Raw genomic sequence first — 21,853 nt, forward strand, 5'->3', positions numbered from 1 at the left:
ACTTAGCCTGCGCTGATATCGAAGTAACTACGACCAGCGCCTGGCTGACAAGCCGCAGTACTAGCTTGCTGGGCTTGGCTAGCGGAGCGCCAGCTGACACTAAGTGAAACTGAACTACCTGACTGCTGCAGACAAAACTCGGCATCCGGCAGCGCAGCACCGGCTTCGGGATTTAGTAACTCAAACCATTGTTGTAGTTGCACTGCCGCAACCTGGCTTGCTGTACAAGGTTGGGCAGGCGAGCATGAAGGGGCCAGCGGAATTTCGGACTGCAGATGCAAACGCGAACCTACAGCATTGGCCAGTGCGCTGTTGCTTTGCATGTCCTGCAACAACGCATTACCAAGTGCCAGCGCCCGGGTTCGGTGTATGGCGTCACGCACCTGCTTTAACGCCAGGGTTTGTGTCGCCAGTACGCCAAGTAAACCAATATTAAGTACCAGTAGGGTTACCAGTACCTCAGTCAGAGTAAAGCCATGTTGTAACCGCATATCCGTATGCCCAAGGTTTTATTTAACCTTAAAGTTACAACATTATTTCAAAAGATCAAATTTAATTACCAGCAATTTCTCACAGTATTTGCGTTAAACCCACCTGCAGCGCCTTTTTGCCCAGCTTGATTAAGCGTTAGCGTGCCGCATTCTGTATCGTTTTGTATTGATGTTGGCTGAGCAGACAGGGTATAGGTTCTGATATTGTGATTACTAAGTGCAAAACCATAACGTTGTGCTAAATCAGTCCGACACTGCAGCTGTGGTAACACAAAGCCATTTGGGTTGTAGCGCATATTTTGCGTATAGGTCCGCTCCATAAACTGCGCCAACTCAGTCAAACAGGCAGTAGCAGTGGTTCGGTTAGAAGTAATAACATACCGCTGATAAGACGGCACAGCAATAGACGCCAATATGCCAACTATCACTACCACTATCATCACCTCTATCAGAGAGAAGCCAGCGCCTTTAATGTTTAGAGCCTTATTAAAAGTTATCAATTTGACATCTCCCGCCAGGATACCCGGCCAGCTACAGCGCCAGTATTAAGACCCATATTTTCTAACGTCGTAACAGTTCCAGTTTCATCAACAATAAGTATATCGCCTTGCATGCCGTCAAACTTGACGCCTGACGCTACTGTATCTCTAGCCGTTACAGGGTCTTTTACTGCATCTTTATCATCAAATTTCTTATCGCCAGAGCGGTCAAAATAATGCACTTTTAGTTTGCCGCCGGTGAAAGGATTTATGGCCATGACCCAACCATCAGACGACGGACTACAGAAATCACTGGTGGGAACAGTGGATGCAACGACCAACGTACTAACGCGACTAGACCCTAAATTAGCTGAGCGCATTTGCGGCTTTTCTACAATTCGTTCACGCGTATCGAGTAAATCAATAACCCAACCACGTTTGGCGGCTAGATCGTTACTTGTAGCTTCCTCTATTACCCGCGCATTAGTACCAACATTAGCTAGTTCTCGCTTAACTAACTGTGATTTTCGGTCAATAACCATGCTGCCATCTTTAATACCATACCAGGACTGTTGATCAGTATTAATAGGATCAGCGTTTGATAGCATTCTGCCAGTACCAAAATACACCCATAATTGCCCGGTCCCGGGCTCTTTGCCCAGTGTAATGCCACCAGTTATCGACTGTTTAGCGCCAGCCTCAGACTTAGCAATAAAAAGTGGATTACCGCCATAGGCAATACCATTGGTTTGAGGATCAGCAACCGACAAGTCAAATTTCCAGATATTGCCATGCAAGTCGCCGGCAAATACCCAGTCCAGATTACCATCACCATCAGCATCCCAACCTTCTACCTGACCCAGGCCATTGTCAGCCCCTACGCTGGCTGGCAAGTCAATTTGCCACAGCGTATTGCCGTTATTTACATCAATAACTAGCAAACCGCCTTGCGATGCTTTGTTGTTATTGTAGCCATACCCTATTATTGCTACCCACTTACCAGTGTTTAACCTAGCGACCAATGGGCGACTTGTCGTTTTACCCAACGCTGGATAGGACCGATCCCATAGCATACTGTTCTCATCAAAACTCTTCGGGTCAGTGATATCTAACGCAAATAGGGTTTCTCCACCACGCCCCATAGAACCTACAAGGATGCTTTTCCAGTTTCCTGAACCATCTTTAATATCAGCAACAACCGGAGAACCGTCCACATAATATTGATGTATATAATTCGGATCAGTTAAAGCAGCCAACCTACTCAGTGCCGCATTCGGAATATAAGCAAAACGCTCATCACCGGTTTTAGCATCAAACGCATGCAACATGCCATCATTGGCTCCGACGTAGACGGTGCTCTCTCTGTCAAACATAGCTTCACGGAAATCTTCGTATCCGCTACCCCAACCATACAATTGATAGTTCCGGTTGACTATGCCCTCAACCAACAGCGGTGTTGAGTGGGCAATATCACCCAGCACGGAACCACGATTTCTGAATGTCCCACCCTCTTTTTGCTCTTCGTCTCTGTTTCCCCGAATGTAATTAACTTGATCATCTGACAATACTGAATCTGAAACATTTGCTTCAATAAACTTCAACGCGCTTGTTGCTGTGCTGCCAAAATAAATAGCTCTACTACTATAATCGCGGCTATCCAGCTGCTTTGCCGCCGACCAAGTTTCTTTGAAATTGTTGTTTGCATCAAATGCGCTTAAATCACCAGACCAATCACCACTGCTAAAACGTCCGCGAAACAAACCGGTTGAGGTCTCAAGTGACGTAGTAGAGCCAGCCAGATTAGACGAAGTAGAAGTAACATCCCGTATTGCTTTTAGAATGTCATTAATTGCCTTTTTATATTCAGTCGGACTAGTTGCAGCTATAAATTCACCACGACCATTAATTGTTGCATGCCATAAATCATCAATTTTTTCGCTATTACCAGCTTGAGGGTCTTTCCAGTTACCCGGTGTATCTTTTTTCGGATCTTTGGTGCCTTTAACACCAAGTGACACAGCATGGGTGACCATATGCTGCCAAAAAGCCGGATTTTTACTACCATTTGCTACAGGTACATTGTTATCCAGCTCGCGCAAATCATTCATCCAGTATTTCATTGCAACATCGGCCAGTGTATCGGAAAAGTCATCGCTATAAGGGTCCTCTTGCTTGTACTGAAAATCTTTCTTTTCGTCAGTTGGATGTTTGTGTAAAGGGCCGTTTGATTTATCAATATTATCTACACCAGGCGATGGGCCATTGTAATAGCCATCTGTCGTTAAAATAGCGAATGACTGACGACAGCTAATTTGGTTCGCAGCTGCACCAGGCCCCCAGGGGCCTGTAGCTGAGTCTGAACTGTACTCATCGCCGACCCACTTCAATGCATTCCGCAGTGGCGTAGAGTTATTCATTGGCACTTCAAATAACTTTTTAAACCAGTTTTCTTTGTTGCTGCCAAAGAAGGTGCCTTTTTCAATATCTGCCAGTTGCGGCAACGGAATTTTTAGCGTTTTACTTGCATCATTCGACAAGGTTTTAAAACCAATGCGAAAACCCTCAGGAACAGCAGCAAAGGCATCACTGGTGCCAGCCCGGGCGGCAAGAATACGTGAGCGGTAATAGCTAAACCAATTAGCAAAATGCTGCTTTTCTTCAGCAATAGTGCGACTAATAATTTTAGGTACAACTTTACCATCTATCGTTTCAGTGGTATTCCAGGTAAATTTAGTTGTTTTTTCCTGCCAGCCGGTCGAAGTGCTCATATCCCGGGTATAGGCTTTATCGCCACGGATCTGATAGCCGGTATAATTTTTTATTTCTTCTGCGCTACCCGAGCCTTTATAGACATAATAAGTAATAGGCCAATAGTCTTTACTACTATTTGATGTCTCACGTTGATTCAGGCTGGATGTGCTGTAATACCAGCGGTCAAAGCTCTTTTTTGTAGTTAAATTAATAGTACCGGGATCATCATCTTTAGGATCCCAGGGGGCCGCCTCAGGATTGACATTTCCCATACTTTTGTTAGTCCAATCCTTCCACGGCGCATAATCAGCAACTGGGTTATAAAATACCTTATTGATTTCTGATGAGCGCTTAATCACATTGTGAATATTATCACTATCGAACGTTGGGATACGTCTATCAAAATGGTTAAGACCGCCGTACATTTCTGGCTGGAGCGGGAACAAATAGCCCTGGATCTGGCCATTCACGAAGACATAATCATCCGGCATCACTTCCCATTGCATAGAGCCGGAATCATCTAATACAAAATAAATATTCGCAGCCACTGCACTGCCGGTTTGTAGCGGTGCTTCAGCTATATCTACCGCGGCTTTGGCTGTACTGATGCCAAACATCAGACTTAGAGTAAATGCCAGCCAGCTTAAAGGTTTGTTCGACTTCATCATTCACCTCTTACCGTTATAAACGAAACACGCTTTGTAGCATTACATTAGCGCCCTGTGCCGCCGTTGTGCGCACTGTAATGCGCCAACTATCCTTCAGACAGCCAGGGACAACAGCTCCTTGACCTGGATTAGCGCATTCTGGATCGGCTGGATTAGCCCACTGTCCCATATATTCAGCGATATACTCGGCACTCCCCACCTGTGGATGCACCGGGCCATTAATCCCCCACACTGTGGCTGCCACAGTCCAACGGTCGGCAAGTGCCGGATCTGGCGTACAGTAAAATCCTCGTGTACCGCCCCCGCACAACAGAAAAGGGTTAGCAACATTAACCTGATTCTGTACAAACACCATGGTGGCTTCAACCAACTGATAAGACAACTCACGCTCGGTCAGGTTTGATGTCATCCGCTCCTGTACCGCACTATCACGCATTGACGATACCGCCAGCAAGGTAATAGCCACCAGTAACAACAAACCTACAACCAGGGCCACACCCTGCTGCGATTTAACAGACTTCATCTTATTGCATCCTGTTTCTGTTAGCGGCCATATAGTTAAAAGTATTCAGGTTGGCAGACATGGTATTGCCATTATCCATAACCAAAGTAACACGTACCCCGATTACCCGATCCCAATTACCGGCTGGTACATTAGTTGCTGTCATCCAGACACCTGGCGGGCTAGTGTTTACCAATACTTCGTACTCAAATTGCAGATCGGTTACGCCACTGGTTATTTCATCTGCTACTTCAACACCATTTAATACAAAAGCCCGGTACAACGAATTACCTCCAACATTGTTTGGCGCAACAAACCAAGCCACTGACTCAAGCGGCATTATCATGCCGCCCAAAGCAATGGTTAGCGGTGAATTTAGCGGTTCACCGAGAAAACCGGTGACATTAGTGCCAGCGCCTTGCTGATGTCGCAATGTAGCAGCAGTGACAGCCGTAACTTCAAACATTGCCGCCCTTGCACTCCCATCACATACCAGTGCCAGGGTGCCGACAGTAAGACCATTGAGTTGAGGGTTGGCATTAACGTCGAATGTACTGGTTGCTATGTTATGTCCGGCGACGGTTACGCCATTGCCTGCACCATACATTAAACGGATTACATCAGTAGTCGGTGTCGGTGTCATACCTGCGACGGCAGGCAAGGCTCCCTCAAACCCCATAACACCACCAACCCAGTTCGCCCAGGCCGCATTAGCGACATTAAAATCACTGGTCACGTTGGTAACGTTAGTATTGTTACCACAACCGGTAAAAGCCGCGCTTCTAAGATCACGCGCCAATAACTGAAATGACAAACGTCCGCTGGACTGCATCTGGCTTAATACCGTGCTAACCCGATTGGTTTCCTGATTGGCGAGAAACACACCTATAACCCCACCAAGTAAAACCAACCCTAATGTCAGCGCAATCATCAGCTCTACCAGAGTAAAGCCATACTGCCGACTGGTGTGCATTTTATAACTAACTGTTACTGTCATGGGGCCACCTGCAGGGATAACGATGAGTCACCACCAATGGCAATACGCCCATCTGTCCAGCTCAATGTCAGGGTATAAACGCTTTGCGCCGTATCCCAGTCAATATCAACACAAGCTTCGGTATTATTCAGTGCATTTCTTACCATAGCTGTCCAGGCTTCCAACGCTTCGTGATCACAGGTAACACTGTAATTGCCCAACCTTGCGTTCCTAGCGTCAGCACGCAGGGTTTCAGCAAGCATATCCATCAGTATTACTGCCTGCGAACGCTCATATGAGCTTTGCACATTGCGCAAACTAGCGGTTTGTACACCAGCAACACCTAACAAACCTATCCCCAATACCAACACCGCAATCATTACTTCAAGCAATGATACACCACGTTGCCTGGACAAATTTACGATAGGAAACTTCGCCATAATTTAAACCTCCGGTCTGCTGCAACTACCGCTGCTGTCAAATCGATTAATTACAGTCCGCCCGCCACTGCTTACTAACAAATCACGCACATTTGGGTTGACTGAACTCTCCTCTAAACACACCCGGATAATGCTGGTTAACGGCAAGCGGGTATTAACAGCGTTTCTAGCCAGGCCCATAGGGGTAAAAACGATAGTATCGTTGTCCATTCCGGCATCAGACAGTACTTTGACTCTGTTGCTAAGTGTCAGTGAGGTTTGCAGCACGCCGTTTACCGGGTCTAATACCAGCCATTGTGTCCATAAACCGGTATCAGCGTTACAGGTAACGCCATCAGTAGTATTGCAAAAAGTAATATTGCGATTAAGACGTATCGCCTCAGAGCGGGCGTACGTTATGGCCGATAAAAACTCATTGGCCTGAGCATTTAAACGGTTAGATGAAATCAGATTACCAAATGCCGGTATAGCCACTACCGACACTATGGCCAGCACAGCCACCGCAACCATCAGTTCGATAAGCGTAAAACCGGTTACTGCTGGCACAAATGGCTTATTACAGCGTGCTTTTTCAGTTACAGCTTTGGGCATAATAAAATCAACTCAGAGTTTTAGCGGAATTTTATAGTTGAACCATACTGCTGAATGCTTTCTGTGCAAACTGCTTTAGGGATAAACGGCAGTATTGCCGGATAAACGGCAGGCGGGAAAAGTTAGCTCAGGCTGTCACGCAGCGCCGTCACTTCACGGCGGCTAACTTCCAGCTTATCTTCACAACCCTTTAGCAGCACCCAGTGGCGGCCGTCCTGGCTGAGCAAACGGGCAAAGTAGGTTTTATTGATTAACGTGCGGCGGTGAATACGTACCAAAAGTTGCGGAAATTGCTGCTGCAACTGCACCAGGCTTTGCTCTATTAGTGCTTCGCCCTGCTTAAACACCATTCGTACGTACTTGTCATCGGCGGCAAAATAATAAATATCACTCAGCGCCAATTGGCGTTTCACCCCGCCAAGCACATAGCTGAGTTTCGGCTCTGTGTGTTTTTTCTCCAAATGTGCCCGTGTCAGGGTACCGGCCTTTTGCAGGGCACTTTGCAGCGCGTCGGCAGCTACCGGCTTTAACAAATAACCCACCGGGCTGGCCTGATAGGCATCCAAGGCGTGCTGTGGGTGGGCGGTAACAAAAATAACCGCAGGTGGTACTGCCAATTGTAATATATCTGTACCCAGGCTAATGCCGTCTTGCCCGGGCATGGCAATATCCAGCAACACCAAATCCGGTTGCAGTTGTTTAATGTGCTGCATTGCCTGGCTGGCGTTTTCAGCCTCGGCCACACATTGCTGATCAGGCAATTGTAATAACAAGCGTTTTAGCCTGGCTCTGGCCAGCGGTTCGTCGTCAACAATCAGTATACGCATTAGCTCGCCCCTGCCTGTAACGGAATAACCAGCTTCACCCGGAATAAGCCATCGACAACACCCTGACTCAATTGGGCTGCCCCTCCATAGTGAAGCTGCAAACGCTGGCGAATATTATCCAGCGCTATGCCGTTACTGGCGCGGTGTTGGCTTTGCGATTTAATCTGCAGCTTAAAGGGATTAACTATAACGATAGTGACTGACTGGCTGCTCTGCAGAATATTCACCTGCAAGGTCGCCGTTTGCGGGCAGCTTTCAATACCATGACGCACAGCGTTTTCCAGCAGTGGCTGCACGGTTAATGCCGGCACACTCAACACAGCCAGATTATCGGGTTGTTGCCACTGCACTTGCATGCGATTTCCCAAGCGCCATTGCTCCAACGACAAATATTGTTTTGCCAGTGTTAATTCATCCTGCAACGTTACCATTTCACCAGCATGCAGCGCGGCGCGAAATAACGCAGATAAATCCAGTAGCGCCTGCTCAGCCGCTGTGGGATCAACATGAATTAACTCTGCGGCGGTATTTAAGCTATTAAACAAAAAATGTGGCTGAATACGGGCTTGCAAGGCGCTAAGCTCGGCCTTGCTTTGCGCTTGTAACTGAACACTACGCTCGCTGTGCATAATAAAAAACTGCATGGCAACAACGGCAACAATTAACGCCACCATTAAATTACCCAAGGTAAAGCTGGCTAAGCTTTGGCTAAACATAGCGTTGCCAGAGGCAAAACCGCTAAACGCAAGATAACTTACCAGCACAGTTAGCAGCAAAAAAATGCCACTACAACACAGCAGAATATTCAGCGGCGTCAAACGGTTTAACTGGCGGCGCAGGACACAAAACAGCAGCGTCGTAAGCAATGCCACCCAATGCACAAACAAGCTTATTAAACCCAAACGTAACCACAAATCGTTATGTGGGCCTGGCGCAAACGCCAATACAACCGCGACAGCCTGCGCCAATACAGCACAGCGCAATAAGAAACGGCCGTGGCATAAATAGGGGAGCTTTAGTGCAGGCAGAGCCCATTGCAAGTGCATTTACTATGCCTGGGGAATTCAACATACATGCATACTACACTGATTACACACAACATGTTAAGTGTGGCCTGCCTGGCAGCAGGCCAAAGTAGATTTAACGCAACTCTGCTGGTATGGCAAACACTACGTTTTCTTCGCGGCCTGGGTTTTCACTTACCGTTTTACCGCCCCATTGCTGCAGCTGTTTTACTACCTGTTGCACCAGCACTTCCGGTGCTGACGCGCCAGCAGTAACCCCAACAGCAGTAATACCGTCAAGCCAGCTTTGCTGAATATCATTTGCGGTATCAATTAAGTACGCCGTGCAACCCATCTTTTCTGCCAGTTCACGCAGACGATTTGAGTTACTGCTGTTCTTTGCACCTACCACCAATAACAATTCGGCTTTGCTGGCCAAATCACGCACTGCGTCCTGGCGGTTTTGCGTGGCATAGCAAATATCATCTTTACGCGGGCCTTCAATGTCAGGGAAGCGGGCGCGCAGCGCATCAATCACATCTGCAGTATCATCAACTGACAGAGTGGTCTGGCTGCTAAAACAGAGCTGCTGAGGGTTTTTCACTTGCAACGTGGCCACATCTTCGGCCGACTCGACCAGATAAATACCACCTTCGGGGTTATCATACTGGCCCATAGTGCCTTCCACTTCGGGGTGGCCGGCATGGCCAATCAGGATACATTCAATACCCTTACGGCTGGCGCGGGTAACTTCCATATGCACCTTAGTCACCAACGGGCAGGTGGCATCAAATACTTTAAGGCCACGCTGCCTGGCGTTTTCACGCACCGCTTGCGACACACCGTGGGCACTGAAAATAACGATATTGCCATCCGGCACTTCGTTCAGTTCATCAACAAATACCGCTCCGCGCCGACGCAGGCCATCAACCACAAAGCGGTTGTGTACCACTTCGTGCCGCACATAAATTGGCGGCTCGTACAGTTCCAGTGCGCGCTCTACAATGCTGATAGCGCGGTCGACACCAGCGCAAAAGCCGCGAGGATTGGCTAACAAAATATCCATACTTTAGCTTACCTGTACTATTTCAACGCTGAAGGTCAAGGTTTGGCCTGCCAGCGGATGGTTAAAGTCGATGGTAACCGACTCGCCAACTACATCTCGCACCAGCCCTGGCATTTCAGAGCCATCCGGCATAGTAAAGCCAATGATCATACCGGCTTTCGCCGGCGCGTCGGCAGAGAACTTACTACGATCAACATAGTAAATATTGTCCGGGTTCGGCATACCATAGGCGTCTTCCGGTGCCAGCGTAAAGCTTTTCTTATCACCGGCTTTCAAACCGCTAAGCTCGGCTTCAAACGCTGGCGAAATGCTACCATCGCCCATCTGTAATTTGGCCGGCTTATTGTGTACACGGGTGCTCTCGGCCGCGCTGCCATCAGATAACTTAATATCAAAGTGAAAAATTACCGTGCTGTTGCCAGCAATTACTGCGTCTGTCACTTTTTCACCTCTTCATTGCTAAAACTATCCCAGATTAACAGTGCGGCACCAATACAAATGGCAGAATCGGCAATATTAAACGCCGGATAGTGCCAGTTTTGATAATACAGGTGCAGGAAGTCTATTACGTAGCCGTAGACACTACGATCAATCAGGTTACCAATGGCACCGGCCAATACCAGGCTTAACGCCAGATTTAGCTTCAACTGGGTTTTGCTATTGCGGGCCAGCCAGACCGCCAGCACGCAACTTATCACCACGGCAATGATGGTAAAAAACCAACGTTGCCAGCCACCGGCGTCACTTAAAAACGAGAACGCAGCGCCATAGTTACGCACATAGGTAAAGTTAAAAAACGGCAGCAGCTCTATAGAATCAAACAGCTGCATATTGGCAATAACCACCTGCTTAGTGACCTGGTCGGCGACCAATACTAAAAGTATCAGCCACCATAACCGCCAACCGGACTCTTTAAACAGCGCCGCCATTATGCAAACGCCCGCTGTTCGCCAACGCCTTCCACGTTGCTAACACAACGCAGGCACAACTCGGCATGCGCCGCATTGGCGCCCACATCATGCCGGTGATGCCAGCAGCGGCCACATTTCGCGGCGGTTGATGCAGCGACATGCACGCTTAAACCGGCTAATTCGGTTTGCACTGCATCAGCTGGCGCGACATCGGTACTTACCTGCGCGGTAGACGTAATCAGCACAAAGCGCAGCTCATCGCCCAGTTTGGCTAAATCAGCTGCCAGTGTCGCTGAGGCATATAACGTCACCTCTGCTTGCAAGGATGCGCCAATTTTTTCTTCGCGCCGTGCCGCTTCTAATACTTTGTTCACTTCGTCGCGTACCTGCAGCAGTTGCTGCCAGAAAGCATCGTCAAACTTGCCGGCCGACAAACCACTAAAGCCGGTATACCAGACATCAGTAAAGACAAATTCTTGCTGCTGGTCAGGTAACTCCTGCCAAATCTCCTGAGCGGTAAAGCTCATAATTGGCGCCATCCAGCGCACCATCGCCTGCGCAATATGGTACAGCGCAGTTTGGCACGAGCGGCGCGCAACACCATTGGTATGGGCGGTGTACTGCCGGTCTTTTATCACATCCAGATAGAAGCTACCCAGCTCTACGGTGCAGAAGTTCATTAGCTTTTGGCTGACCTGGTGGAACTGATAGTTATCGTAGGCATCAACAATTTCTTGCTGCAACTTAGCGGCACGGTTCACTACCCACAGGTCCAGCTCAACCATTTGCTCAAAGGGCACTAAATCAGTTGCTGGGTTAAAGCCGTTTAAGTTGGCCAGCAAAAAGCGCGCAGTGTTACGAATGCGGCGGTATTTATCAGCTGCACGGTTTAATATTTCATCTGATACCGTCATTTCAGAGGTGTAATCGGTGGTTGCCACCCATAAACGCAAAATGTCAGCGCCGAGTTTATTCATTACATCTTGCGGTGATACCACATTACCCAAAGATTTCGACATCTTGCGACCATCGGCATCAACGGTAAAACCATGCGTTAGCACCTGTTTATACGGCGCTTTGTGTTTGATGCTTACACCGGTCATTAATGACGACATAAACCAGCCGCGATGCTGGTCCGAGCCCTCCAGGTATAAATCGGCCTGATCGGCACCGCCAAACTCCGGCCGCACATCCACTACACAGGCGTGAGTTACGCCTGAGTCAAACCAGACATCCAGCGTATCAGCCACTTTAACGTATTGTGCAGCGTCATCACCCAGCAAAGTTTGCGCGTCTAAATCAAACCAGGCTTGAATGCCGTCTTGCTCAACCAGCTTGGCTACTTGTTCAATCAGCTGTTGAGTGTTTGGATGTAAAGCACCGGTATCTTTATCAACAAACAACGCTATTGGCACACCCCAGGTACGCTGGCGTGAAATACACCAGTCTGGCCGGCCTTCAACCATTTTTTCAATCCGTTGCTGGCCCCAATCCGGGATCCAACGGGTTTGTTCAATTTGTTGTAACGAGGTTGCCCGCAGCCCTTGCTGCTCCATGCTGATAAACCACTGCGGTGTGGCACGGAAAATAATCGGCGTTTTATGGCGCCAGCAATGTGGGTAGCTGTGTTTGTATGCCTTGTGCACTAACAGCGCGCCGGCGTCTTTCAGTGCATCTACCACACTGTCATTGGCTTTAAATACATGCTGGCCAGCAAACAACGGCGTGTCTGGCAGATAAACACCATTAGCACCCACCGGATTGGCCACTTCCAGGTTATATTGCTTGCCGACAACAAAGTCTTCCTGACCATGGCCCGGTGCAGTATGCACACAACCGGTACCGGAATCTGTTGTTACGTGCTCGCCTAAGATAACCGGCACGGTAAAGTCGTAAAGCGGGTGTTGTAGTTGCGTCAGCTCAAGCGCAGCACCTTTGGCAAAGCCCAGCGCATGGTAGTGCTCAATACCGGCACGCGCCATCACGTCTTTTACCAGATCAGTGGCAATAATTAAGCGCTCGGCGCCCAAAGGGCCCTGCTCTACCTGTACCAGGCTGTAATCTAATTTGGCATTTACTGCCACGGCGCGGTTGGCCGGGATAGTCCAGGGTGTGGTGGTCCAGATCACTACTGATACCTTCCCGCTACCGCGCTTGCCTTCAGGGTGGTCAAAGCGGTCCACCGTAGCTTCGTCGACCACAGCAAAACGCACATCAATCGCCGGTGATACTTTATCCTGATATTCCACCTCTGCTTCAGCCAACGCAGAGCCGCAATCTGTGCACCAGTGCACTGGTTTAAAGCCCTGCTGCAAATGGCCATTGCCGATAATTTTACCCAGCGACCGGATAATATTGGCTTCAAAACCGTAATCCATGGTGCGGTACGGGTTTTGCCAGTCACCCAGCACACCTAAGCGGATAAAGTCGGTGCGCTGCGCATCAATCTGCGTGGCAGCATAGTCACGACATTTCTGCCGGAACTCGGCAGGTGTTAATTTTACCCCCGGCTTGCCATATTTTTTCTCTACGACCAGCTCAATCGGCAGGCCATGGCAGTCCCAACCCGGTACATAAGGGGCGTCAAAATCGTCCAGCGTTTTCGCTTTAACAATAATGTCTTTTAAAATTTTATTTACCGCATGCCCAATATGGATATTGCCGTTAGCGTAAGGAGGGCCGTCGTGCAGGATAAAGGTTTTTTTGCCTTTTTTGGCTGCACGAATTTTGCCGTACAAATCGGCTTCGGTCCATTTTGCCAGCATTTGCGGCTCGCGCTGCGCCAGATTGGCGCGCATCGCAAAAGCCGTTTCCGGCAAATTCAGGGTATGCTTGTAGTCGCTCATCCGTTGGGTTCCGTCTTATCAATAGTGGCATGGGCTAAAGCACCATGCTGAAAAAATGCTGTTGCCGCCCGTACATCGGCGGCGATTTGTTGTTGTAACTGAGCCAGAGATTCAAACCGTTGTTCACTGCGCAATTTATGCTGCAATAATACTTCTATCTGGCTACCGTATAAATCACCTTTAAAATTAAACAAGTGCGCTTCAAGCTGTTGCCGCTGGCCCTGTACCGTGGGCCGGTTGCCAATATTGGCGACGCCCTGATAACGGCCAAATACCGTGTTCGCCGTTATGGCGTAAACCCCAGCTACTGGCAGCTTACGCCGGTACAAAAACACATTGGCGGTCGGAAAGCCCAGGTCACGGCCTAACTTACGACCATGCCTTACCCGCCCGGTTAATGCAAACGGCCTGCCCAGCATCTCTGCTGCCAGCGTTAACTTATCCTCGGCCAGCGCCTGGCGGATCAGCGTACTGCTAATGCGCTGCTGGCCCAGTAGCAAACTAGAAGTGCTATACAAGCCAAACTGATGCTGCTCAGCAGCCAGTGCCAGTAAGTCAAAACTGCCACTGCGGTTTTTACCAAAACGAAAATCATCGCCAACAATTAACTGCTCTACACCGAGTTGTTTTAACAGCAACTGCTGAATAAACTGCTCCGGTGCCTGCGCGGCAAAGGCCGGGGTAAAATGTACACATAGCAGGCGGTCAACCCCAAGCTGGGCCAGCGCTTCATATTTCTCACGAAACCGCGTTAGCCGCGCTGGCGCTGCGTCACCGGCAAACACCTCAAGCGGTTGCGGTTCAAACAGCATCACGCAAGATGGCAAGCGCATTTGTCTGGCAATGGCAACGACTTTGGCCAACACCGCTTGATGCCCCAGGTGCACGCCGTCAAAATTACCAATGGTCAATACACAGCCACGATGATGAGGCTGAATATTGTGTAAGCCGCGAATTAACTCCATGCCTGCCGTATCTGACCTTTGACTACAAACCGCGCATTATAACCACTTAATCAATTGCTTTCAGCAACAGAATTGGCCCGAAAATGCGCCAGCCGGACCCCAAATAACAACAACAAGCTAAAGTAGCCGACAACAGCCAAGCCACACAGCAGGCATAGACGCCAAACCTGAGTAGTAAAACTCAGCGCCACCCAGTCGTTCAACGTTGGCGTTTGCCAATACAATAAGGCAGCCATCATCAGGCTGGCCAGTATCAGTTTCAGTAAAAATAACATGCTGGTTTTACTTAGTTGGTACACGCCGGCTAATTTTAAACCGCGATACAGTAAAAACGCATTTAAACTGGCCGACATTGCAGTGGCCAGTGCCAGGCCGACATAACTTAAAAAGGGTGCCAGCATCAGGTTAAACAGCATATTGGCAACCATAGCAATAATGCCGATACGCACAGGAGTTTTGATATCCTGCCGGGCATAAAAACCTGGCGCCAGTACTTTTATCAGCATATAACTCAGTAAACCCGTGCTGTAAGCCACCAAGCTGTACGACACCATTAATACATCGTTTTGGCTAAACTCGCCGCGCATAAACAGCAGTGCAATAATAGGCTGCGCCAATACCATTAACCCGGCCATTGCGGGTATGCCAAACAACGCGACGAAGCGCAACGACCAGTCCAGTGTCTGGCTAAAGCGCTCGGTATTTTCAGTCGCATGATGACGCGACAAATTCGGTAAGATAACCGTCGCAATAGCAATACCAAATAGCCCCAACGGAAATTCAATCAGCCGATCTGAGTAGTACAACCAGCTAACCGCACCGGTAAGTAAAAAGGATGCAATCACCGTATCAAGCAATAAATTAATCTGGCTTACCGATACGCCAAACAGCGCCGGCAGCATAAGTTTGCGAATTTTCGTGACGTTTTCGTCGCGCCAGCCCCACCTGGGCCGCACTAACAAGCCAGCTTTGGCTAAAAACGGCAGCTGAAACAACAACTGCACCACACCGCCGATAAATACACCCCAGGCAAGGGCCAGTGCCGGCTCGTCCAACGTTGGCGCCATAAATAGCGCGCAGGCAATAATGGCAATATTTAAAAACACCGGCGTAAAGGCCGCTACGGCAAAACGGTTATAGGTATTGAGTACCGCACCGGACAACGCTACTAAACTAATAAACCAGAGATACGGAAAAGTAATTTTCAGCATCAGGCTGGCCAGCTCGAACTTATGCGCTTCAGGGCCATCATTTAGCCATTCAATAAACCAGCCCATACCGAATAACATCGCCACCAGCGGTGAGGCGATCACGCCAAATAAGGTGACCAGCGTAACGACCACCCCTAAACTACCAGTAACTTTAGCCAGCAATTCGCGCACGGCATCATCACCATGTTTGGCTTTAACTTCGGCCAGCACGGGTACAAAGGCTTGCGAAAACGCGCCCTCGGCAAACAAACGCCGCAAAAAATTAGGGATCCGGTTAGCGAAAAAGAACACGTCGGCCGCTGCACCGGCACCGATAAAATTAGCGACAACCACGTCGCGTATCAGCCCCAACACGCGGGAAATGAGTGTCATAAAACTGACAATCAGGCCTGATTTTAGTAACTTTGCCGACACTTACACTTCCTTCTATTCGCCAGTGGCTATTTTGCCCCGTTAGTGCTGCAGATTACCAGTAGGCAGTCAGATTAAAATCTGTGACTTTACCGTTAAAGCATTTGACAACGGGCCATTAAATAGGCATATTATGCGGCCTTTGATGGGTCCGGTTTAGTTTTTTAGGAGTGTTACCTTGGCTAACATTAAGTCTGCTAAGAAGCGCGCAATTCAATCAGAAAAACGTCGTCAGCAAAATGCTTCACAACGTTCTATGATGCGTACTTTCATAAAGAAAACCTACGCGGCAGTTTTAACTGCTGACGTAACTGCTTCAGCTGAAGCATTCAAGAAAATGGTGCCTGTTCTTGATCGTATGGCCGCTAAAGGTCTGATCCACAAGAACAAAGCAGCACGTCACAAAGCTCGTTTAAATGCCCATGTTAAGGCATTAAGCGCTGCTTAAGACACAGTTACAACAAAAAAGCCGGCTTTAGCCGGCTTTTTTGTTATTGGTATTCTGCACTTCTCAAGCGTCGTCAGAGCAATACAATTTGTGCATCAACGCTATTAACGCCTCAACCTCTTTACTGTTCAAGCTGTAATATACCGTCTGCGCTTCTTTTCGGGTTTTTACCAATTTATGCCGGCGTAGCAAAGCTAAATGCTGCGATAAAGCAGACTGGCTCAGCTCCAATTTCTGGTTTAACTCACCAACCGACAATTCTCCGTCAAGTAAGTGACATAAAATCAGTAAACGCCGCTCATTAGATACTGCCTTCAACAATTTTACTGCTTTTGCCGAGTTGGCTAACATATCCTGCATATTCATTGGTTACTACTCTGCCATTAGTAAAACAGTGATATTACCGATTTGTTCACCAATCGACAATATAATCATTCTTATTTGACAAACAATAACCAGTTTTAGCAAGTTGTAGCAATGGCTCGCACTTAGTGTAATAGCGGTTGTACTAACTTATGAATGCGAACCGCGGTAAAGGGTTTTACCACAAACGCCCTGGCGCCATTTTCAACAGCCATTTTCAAATTATCAACACTAGAGAAAGCGGAAACCATAAATACTATTGCATTTTCATCCTGTTGCCGAAAATGCTTTAGCAACTGCTGCCCGTTAACATCAGGTAATTGAATATCGAGAAATACCAGATTGGGGCGATGCTGGCTAAACAACTTAGTTGCGCTGTCACCATCTGCAGCTTCAAGTACAGAGGTGACGCCAATACTTTGCAGGATCTGACAAATATAACTGCGCACCGCTGCGACATCATCGACAACCAGAGCACATAATGCTGACGGCATGGGCTTTCCTTATCGCCTTAATCTTTCCATATAACCAGCAGCTTTAACTCGCGAAAACGATGAGATAGCGAAGAAAAGGTGGTAAAGTCGATGTCAATTTACCAACAACGGGACAGAATGAAAAGATGAAATTGTGGCTAACAACAATAACAGCAGCATTATGCCTGCAGCTAAACGCCAGTGAACTTAAGCTGGATAATAACCTGGCATACCACCTAACTGAGTCATTGACAGTCGAAGTTGGTCAGCGCCTGGCAGGCAGCGAGGCAGATGCCAGGGCTGTAGCCTGGGCTGAACAGAAATTTAAACAGCTGGGTTATGATAAAGTGTGGACCGAGCCGTTTAGCATGCAATATTGGCAGCGCGGTCAGGCCAGTTTGAGTGTCAGTGCGCCTTTTCATCAAAACCTGGTAGTTACTGCTTTGGGCGGTTCTATCGGCACACCTTTTGATGGCATTAATGCCCAGGTGGCAATGTTCGACAGTCTGGAGCAACTAAAGCAAGCGAACCCTGCGCAGGTAAAAGATAAAATTGTTTTTATTAACAAAAGCATGGGTAAAGACAAACTGGGTACTTTTTACGGCTCAGTGGTTGGCGCCCGGGCCCAGGGCGCAGTAGAAGCCGCTAAATTAGGCGCCAAAGCTATTGTTATCCGCTCTGTTGGCACCAGCATTAACCGCTTTGCTCACACCGGCATTATGCGTTACAGCGATGAAGTAGCTCGCATTCCGGCAGCAGCTATTTCTGTCCCTGATGCCATACAGCTGGAGAAAATGCTCAGCCGTCAGCCCGAGCTGACATTACAGTTACAAATGCAAAATAAGCTGCCAGGCGAAGTGATTAGCCATAATGTGATTGCCGAAATTACCGGTAGTAAAAGACCGGACGAAATCGTGCTGATCAGTGCGCATATCGATTCCTGGGATGAAGGCACCGGTGCATTGGATGACGGCGCCGGAGTAGGTATTGTCATGGCCGCTGGTGCTTTATTAAAGCAACAGGGCCGGCCTGAACGTACAGTGCGGGTAGTGCTATTTGGCAATGAAGAAGGTGGCTTAATTGGCGCCCGCGCTTACGCGGCAAAGCATGCCGCCACCCTGAAAAACCATGTTTTTGCTTCTGAATCAGATTTTGGTGCTGGCCGCATCTGGCGGCTGGATACCGGTTTTGGTGCTCAGTCATTAGCATTTGGTAAAACCCTGCAACAACAAGTGGCACATTTGGGAATTGAATTAGGCGACAATTCAGCCTCTGGCGGGCCGGACGTATCAGTGCTAAAAGCCCTCGGGGTGCCGGTGGCAAGCTTGCAGCAAGACGGCACAGACTATTTTGACTACCATCACACACCAAACGATACCATGGACAAAATTGACCCTGCAGCTATGCAGCAAAACTTAGCCGCCTGGCTGCTTACCACCCGTGCAGTGGCAAACAGCAGTATAGATTTACGCCAGTAATTCAGCGTTGATGATATTTCAGTGGCTGCAGCTTTTGCTGCGGTCGCTGATGTTTACGGTAACTACCGCGCAGCAGCCACAAATGGGTCCCCACACCCAGCAACATCATGGCAAACGGATAAAAATACATATTGTTTGACACCGAAAACACAAACAGCCCGGACATGACACAAACGAAAGGCAGCATTTCATAGCACCAAAATGGTAATTTGCCGCCGTACTTATAACGTGCACCTTTTATATCAGAACGCCGGTTATCCGAACGCAATATCCAGACCACGGCGCCAGCCACCGTTAACAAAAAGGCGCAAACCAGTGCAAGCCAGCTGTTATAGCTTAGCAATACTGTGACGCCCGCAGCGATATAAACGTAGGGTAACGCCTCGTACAGTTTAGTGGGCAACATAAGCGGCTCCTTGCTTGTTTGGCCAATGTTAAGTGTAGCCTAACTTTAATTTGCTGCATGGCTAGCCCAAAAAGCATTAATTAAATTAATCCGATGGATGCAAAATTCTTCAATTGTGCAAAACAGATCCGAGCAGCATAATGCGCGCAAATTTTAGTCGCTTGGAATAACTGGACACATGCCATGGACACGATTTTGTTCGACGTTATAAGCTGGGTTGGTTTAACAATCTGCATTGGCGCGTTTTTTATCAAGGACGTGTTCTGGTTACGCTTGGCAACACTTATTGGCTGCAGCTTACTGTTTGTGTACTACAGCCATATTGCGATACCACAGGGAGTGATCTCTAATTTATTAGTATTACTAATAAACGCTTACTATTTGATACGCTTTGCGCAGGCACGCAGAGCAGCAAAAACCAGCGAAAGCACGGCCGCGCCCCTTGCCAGTCAGGCTGACTAAGCAATAACAGACTTCTGTCAGTGCCCGGGCTTAGCTATAATAACCAGCCCGGTTTGTCACAGGAGTAGCGTGATGCAAAACGATGAGCTAGATCTGTTTCTGCAGGAAATGGCGGGTGTTAGGCCATTGTCGCAGGACGAAATATTACCGGAAAGCGGCGAGTTCAGCCCGACACTGGCGCAACAGGCCAGGCGCAAAGCTGCCGAGCAGGACATGGAATATGATGCCAACTATCTCAGCATGGAATATGTTGATCTGGTAAAGCCAGACGAGCCGTTTAGTTATAAAAAAGATGGTGTGCAGGACGGTGTTTACCGCAATCTGAGGCTGGGTAAATACCAGACAGATGCGACGTTAAACCTGCTGGGTAAAAGTCTGTCAGATGCGCGGCGCGAATTATTCTTTTTTATTGAAGACTGCCATAAACGCGGTATTCGCACCTTACTTATTCAACATGGCATGGGCCGTAACAGCAAACCACATCCGGCTATTCTACGCAGTTATGTGTTTAAGTGGCTACCGCAAATGCCCATTGTATTAGCCTGTAATACCGCACAAAAACAACATGGCGGTTATGCGGCTACCTATGTATTACTGCAAAAAAACGCCGAACAAAAACGCGAAAACCGTGAGCGGCATACCAAAGGATAAGTTGAAAAATAAAGCCCGCGCCGCGGGCTTTTTGTCTGCGAGGTTGCGCAGCTACACTTGCTCAAACCACTGTTTAGCGCTAGCTAACGCTGCCAGCACTTGCTGCGGTGCTGTACCACCTAGTGCGGCGCGCTTTTGCAAACCGGCTTCCAGTTGCAGCGCCGGATAAACGTCTTCGCTGATTAATTCACTGAATTGCTGTAAATCAGCCAATGGTAAAGCTTCCAGCGCCAGCTGCTGCTTAGCCGCATGCACTACCAGCTCGCCTACGACCTCGTGCGCATCACGAAACGGCATACCTTTACTAACCAGATAATCCGCTAAATCAGTAGCGTTGCTGTAGCCCAGCTCTGCCGCCTGACGGCACTGCGCCTCGTTGACACTTAAGTGCGGGAGTACTGTGGCCAATACCAGCAAAGATTGCTGCCACGTCGCCATCAGGTCAAAAAAGCCCTGCTTGTCTTCCTGCATATCTTTGTTGTAAGCCAGCGGCAAGCCTTTCAGTACATGCAAAATGGCGACCAGATGGCCCAGCACACGGCCGGTTTTGCCGCGCAGCAACTCAAACACGTCGGGGTTTTTCTTTTGTGGCATTAACGATGAGCCGGAGCTTATCGCATCGCCCAGTTTGAAAAAGCCCGCTTCACCGGAACAAAAGAAAATAACATCTTCGGATAAACGCGATAAATGCGTCATACAAATGCTGGCAGCGGCAGATAGCTCCACCACATAATCGCGATCTGACACGGCATCCAGGCTATTCAGCGCGGCGCTGCTAAAACCCAGCCGCTGCGCCAGCTGCTCACGATCAACTGCGACACCGGTGCCGGCTAAGGCACCACAACCAAGCGGACACACATCCATCCGAGTTAAAGCATCATCTAAGCGGCTGACATCGCGTTTAAACATCTCGACATAAGCCAGTGCCCAATGCGCCACCAATACCGGCTGCGCCCGTTGCAAGTGGGTAAAACCGGGCATTACTGCCGTACCGGCCCGCTCGGCAAAGGTGAGTAAGGCCGCTATGGCGCCGAGCAATGACTGACGCACATGTTGCGCATTCAGTTTGCTCCACAAACGCAAGTCAGTTGCCACTAAATCATTGCGGCTGCGCCCGGTGTGCAGCTTTTTCGCCACCGCACCCAATTTAGCTGTTAGCTGCGCTTCAACCCAGCTGTGAATATCTTCTTCGCTGGTTTGCAGCGGCAGCTTAGCATCAGCATCTATCGCCACCGCTAAATCGGCCAGCCCGGCATCGAGCTGCGCCGCTTCATCGTTGCTGATAATACCGGCCTTTGCCAATTGCTGCGCCCAGGCGCGCGAGGCCTGAATATCCTGGTGCGCCAGCAGATAATCAAAGCTTAGCGAGTCGTTAAAATCGCGAAACTCCGCCAGCGTTGCTTCCTGAAACCGTCCGCCCCACATCGCCATAA

Annotated in this window: 22 protein-coding genes; 3 read left to right on the forward strand and 19 right to left on the reverse strand. The window is 48.7% G+C overall.

Going from position 1 to position 21,853, the window contains the following annotated elements; translation table 11 throughout:
* Positions 1–2: 2 nt before the first annotated feature.
* The 15 genes from pilV (ACYVIC_RS01055) to murJ all read right to left on the reverse strand — a co-directional run bounded on the left by pilV (ACYVIC_RS01055) (position 3) and on the right by murJ (position 16,142).
* Positions 3–491, reverse strand: coding sequence for a type IV pilus modification protein PilV (gene pilV / locus ACYVIC_RS01055; RefSeq protein ID WP_460856475.1), 489 nt, complete (start codon positions 489–491; stop codon positions 3–5).
* 65 nt (positions 492–556) lie between these two features.
* Positions 557–991: a type IV pilin protein gene (locus ACYVIC_RS01060; protein ID WP_460856477.1), complete on the reverse strand. Its 435-nt coding sequence runs from the start codon at positions 989–991 to the stop codon at positions 557–559.
* Positions 988–4,389 carry a pilus assembly protein gene (locus ACYVIC_RS01065; RefSeq protein ID WP_460856479.1) on the reverse strand — a complete coding sequence of 1,134 codons (3,402 nt, stop codon included), beginning with the start codon at positions 4,387–4,389 and terminating at the stop codon, positions 988–990. The genes ACYVIC_RS01060 and ACYVIC_RS01065 overlap by 4 nt, the downstream gene beginning before the upstream one ends.
* A gap of 13 nt (positions 4,390–4,402) precedes the next feature.
* Complete coding sequence (locus ACYVIC_RS01070; protein ID WP_460856480.1) at positions 4,403–4,912, reverse strand: pilus assembly PilX family protein; 510 nt, start codon at positions 4,910–4,912, stop codon at positions 4,403–4,405.
* A gap of 1 nt (position 4,913) precedes the next feature.
* Complete coding sequence (locus tag ACYVIC_RS01075) at positions 4,914–5,888, reverse strand: prepilin-type N-terminal cleavage/methylation domain-containing protein (protein ID WP_460856482.1); 975 nt, start codon at positions 5,886–5,888, stop codon at positions 4,914–4,916.
* The gene (gene pilV, locus ACYVIC_RS01080) at positions 5,885–6,307 is read right to left on the reverse strand and encodes a type IV pilus modification protein PilV (RefSeq protein ID WP_460856484.1); all 423 of its coding nucleotides are present in this window, start codon (positions 6,305–6,307) and stop codon (positions 5,885–5,887) included. Before pilV (ACYVIC_RS01080) ends, ACYVIC_RS01075 begins: the two co-directional genes overlap by 4 nt.
* A 3-nt stretch (positions 6,308–6,310) precedes the next feature.
* Positions 6,311–6,898, reverse strand: coding sequence for a GspH/FimT family pseudopilin (locus tag ACYVIC_RS01085; protein WP_460856486.1), 588 nt, complete (start codon positions 6,896–6,898; stop codon positions 6,311–6,313).
* Positions 6,899–7,020: 122 nt separating this feature from the next.
* A complete protein-coding gene (locus ACYVIC_RS01090; RefSeq protein WP_460856487.1) occupies positions 7,021–7,725 on the reverse strand; it encodes a LytR/AlgR family response regulator transcription factor in 705 nt (234 codons plus the stop codon).
* Positions 7,725–8,771 carry a sensor histidine kinase gene (locus tag ACYVIC_RS01095; protein ID WP_460856489.1) on the reverse strand — a complete coding sequence of 349 codons (1,047 nt, stop codon included), beginning with the start codon at positions 8,769–8,771 and terminating at the stop codon, positions 7,725–7,727. The genes ACYVIC_RS01090 and ACYVIC_RS01095 overlap by 1 nt, the downstream gene beginning before the upstream one ends.
* A gap of 94 nt (positions 8,772–8,865) precedes the next feature.
* Positions 8,866–9,795 carry a 4-hydroxy-3-methylbut-2-enyl diphosphate reductase gene (ispH, locus tag ACYVIC_RS01100; protein ID WP_460856490.1) on the reverse strand — a complete coding sequence of 310 codons (930 nt, stop codon included), beginning with the start codon at positions 9,793–9,795 and terminating at the stop codon, positions 8,866–8,868.
* A 3-nt stretch (positions 9,796–9,798) separates the two neighbouring features.
* Positions 9,799–10,236, reverse strand: a complete 438-nt coding sequence (gene fkpB, locus ACYVIC_RS01105) for an FKBP-type peptidyl-prolyl cis-trans isomerase (protein WP_460856492.1) — start codon at positions 10,234–10,236, stop codon at positions 9,799–9,801.
* The gene (gene lspA, locus ACYVIC_RS01110) at positions 10,233–10,724 is read right to left on the reverse strand and encodes a signal peptidase II (RefSeq protein WP_460856494.1); all 492 of its coding nucleotides are present in this window, start codon (positions 10,722–10,724) and stop codon (positions 10,233–10,235) included. Before lspA ends, fkpB begins: the two co-directional genes overlap by 4 nt.
* Complete coding sequence (gene ileS / locus ACYVIC_RS01115) at positions 10,724–13,552, reverse strand: isoleucine--tRNA ligase (protein ID WP_460856495.1); 2,829 nt, start codon at positions 13,550–13,552, stop codon at positions 10,724–10,726. Before ileS ends, lspA begins: the two co-directional genes overlap by 1 nt.
* The gene (gene ribF, locus ACYVIC_RS01120; protein WP_460856497.1) at positions 13,549–14,517 is read right to left on the reverse strand and encodes a bifunctional riboflavin kinase/FAD synthetase; all 969 of its coding nucleotides are present in this window, start codon (positions 14,515–14,517) and stop codon (positions 13,549–13,551) included. The genes ileS and ribF overlap by 4 nt, the downstream gene beginning before the upstream one ends.
* A gap of 50 nt (positions 14,518–14,567) precedes the next feature.
* Positions 14,568–16,142, reverse strand: a complete 1,575-nt coding sequence (murJ, locus tag ACYVIC_RS01125; RefSeq protein WP_460856498.1) for a murein biosynthesis integral membrane protein MurJ — start codon at positions 16,140–16,142, stop codon at positions 14,568–14,570.
* Positions 16,143–16,317: 175 nt separating this feature from the next.
* Between murJ and rpsT the strand changes: the two genes are divergently transcribed.
* On the forward strand, positions 16,318–16,587 hold the full coding sequence (gene rpsT / locus ACYVIC_RS01130) for a 30S ribosomal protein S20 (protein WP_460856500.1): 270 nt from the start codon (positions 16,318–16,320) through the stop codon (positions 16,585–16,587).
* A gap of 63 nt (positions 16,588–16,650) precedes the next feature.
* Here the strand turns inward: rpsT and ACYVIC_RS01135 are convergent, their stop codons facing one another.
* Both ACYVIC_RS01135 and ACYVIC_RS01140 read right to left on the reverse strand, forming a co-directional pair.
* The gene (locus ACYVIC_RS01135) at positions 16,651–16,953 is read right to left on the reverse strand and encodes an ArsR/SmtB family transcription factor (protein ID WP_460856502.1); all 303 of its coding nucleotides are present in this window, start codon (positions 16,951–16,953) and stop codon (positions 16,651–16,653) included.
* A 122-nt stretch (positions 16,954–17,075) separates the two neighbouring features.
* Complete coding sequence (locus ACYVIC_RS01140; protein ID WP_460856504.1) at positions 17,076–17,444, reverse strand: response regulator transcription factor; 369 nt, start codon at positions 17,442–17,444, stop codon at positions 17,076–17,078.
* A gap of 125 nt (positions 17,445–17,569) precedes the next feature.
* On the opposite strand from ACYVIC_RS01140, the gene ACYVIC_RS01145 reads away from it, so the two are divergent.
* Entirely contained in the window at positions 17,570–18,901 is a 1,332-nt protein-coding gene (locus ACYVIC_RS01145) for a M20/M25/M40 family metallo-hydrolase (protein WP_460856505.1), read from the forward strand.
* A 1-nt stretch (position 18,902) separates the two neighbouring features.
* Here the strand turns inward: ACYVIC_RS01145 and ACYVIC_RS01150 are convergent, their stop codons facing one another.
* A complete protein-coding gene (locus ACYVIC_RS01150; protein WP_460856506.1) occupies positions 18,903–19,307 on the reverse strand; it encodes a hypothetical protein in 405 nt (134 codons plus the stop codon).
* A 534-nt stretch (positions 19,308–19,841) separates the two neighbouring features.
* On the opposite strand from ACYVIC_RS01150, the gene smrA reads away from it, so the two are divergent.
* Positions 19,842–20,420, forward strand: a complete 579-nt coding sequence (gene smrA / locus ACYVIC_RS01155) for a DNA endonuclease SmrA (RefSeq protein WP_460856508.1) — start codon at positions 19,842–19,844, stop codon at positions 20,418–20,420.
* A 51-nt stretch (positions 20,421–20,471) separates the two neighbouring features.
* Here smrA and argH read toward each other — a convergent pair whose 3' ends face one another.
* Positions 20,472–21,851 (reverse strand): argininosuccinate lyase, encoded by a 1,380-nt coding sequence (gene argH / locus ACYVIC_RS01160; RefSeq protein WP_460856509.1) that lies wholly within the window; start codon positions 21,849–21,851, stop codon positions 20,472–20,474.
* Between the last annotated feature and the right edge of the window lie 2 nt (positions 21,852–21,853).

The organism is Rheinheimera gaetbuli (assembly GCF_054781935.1).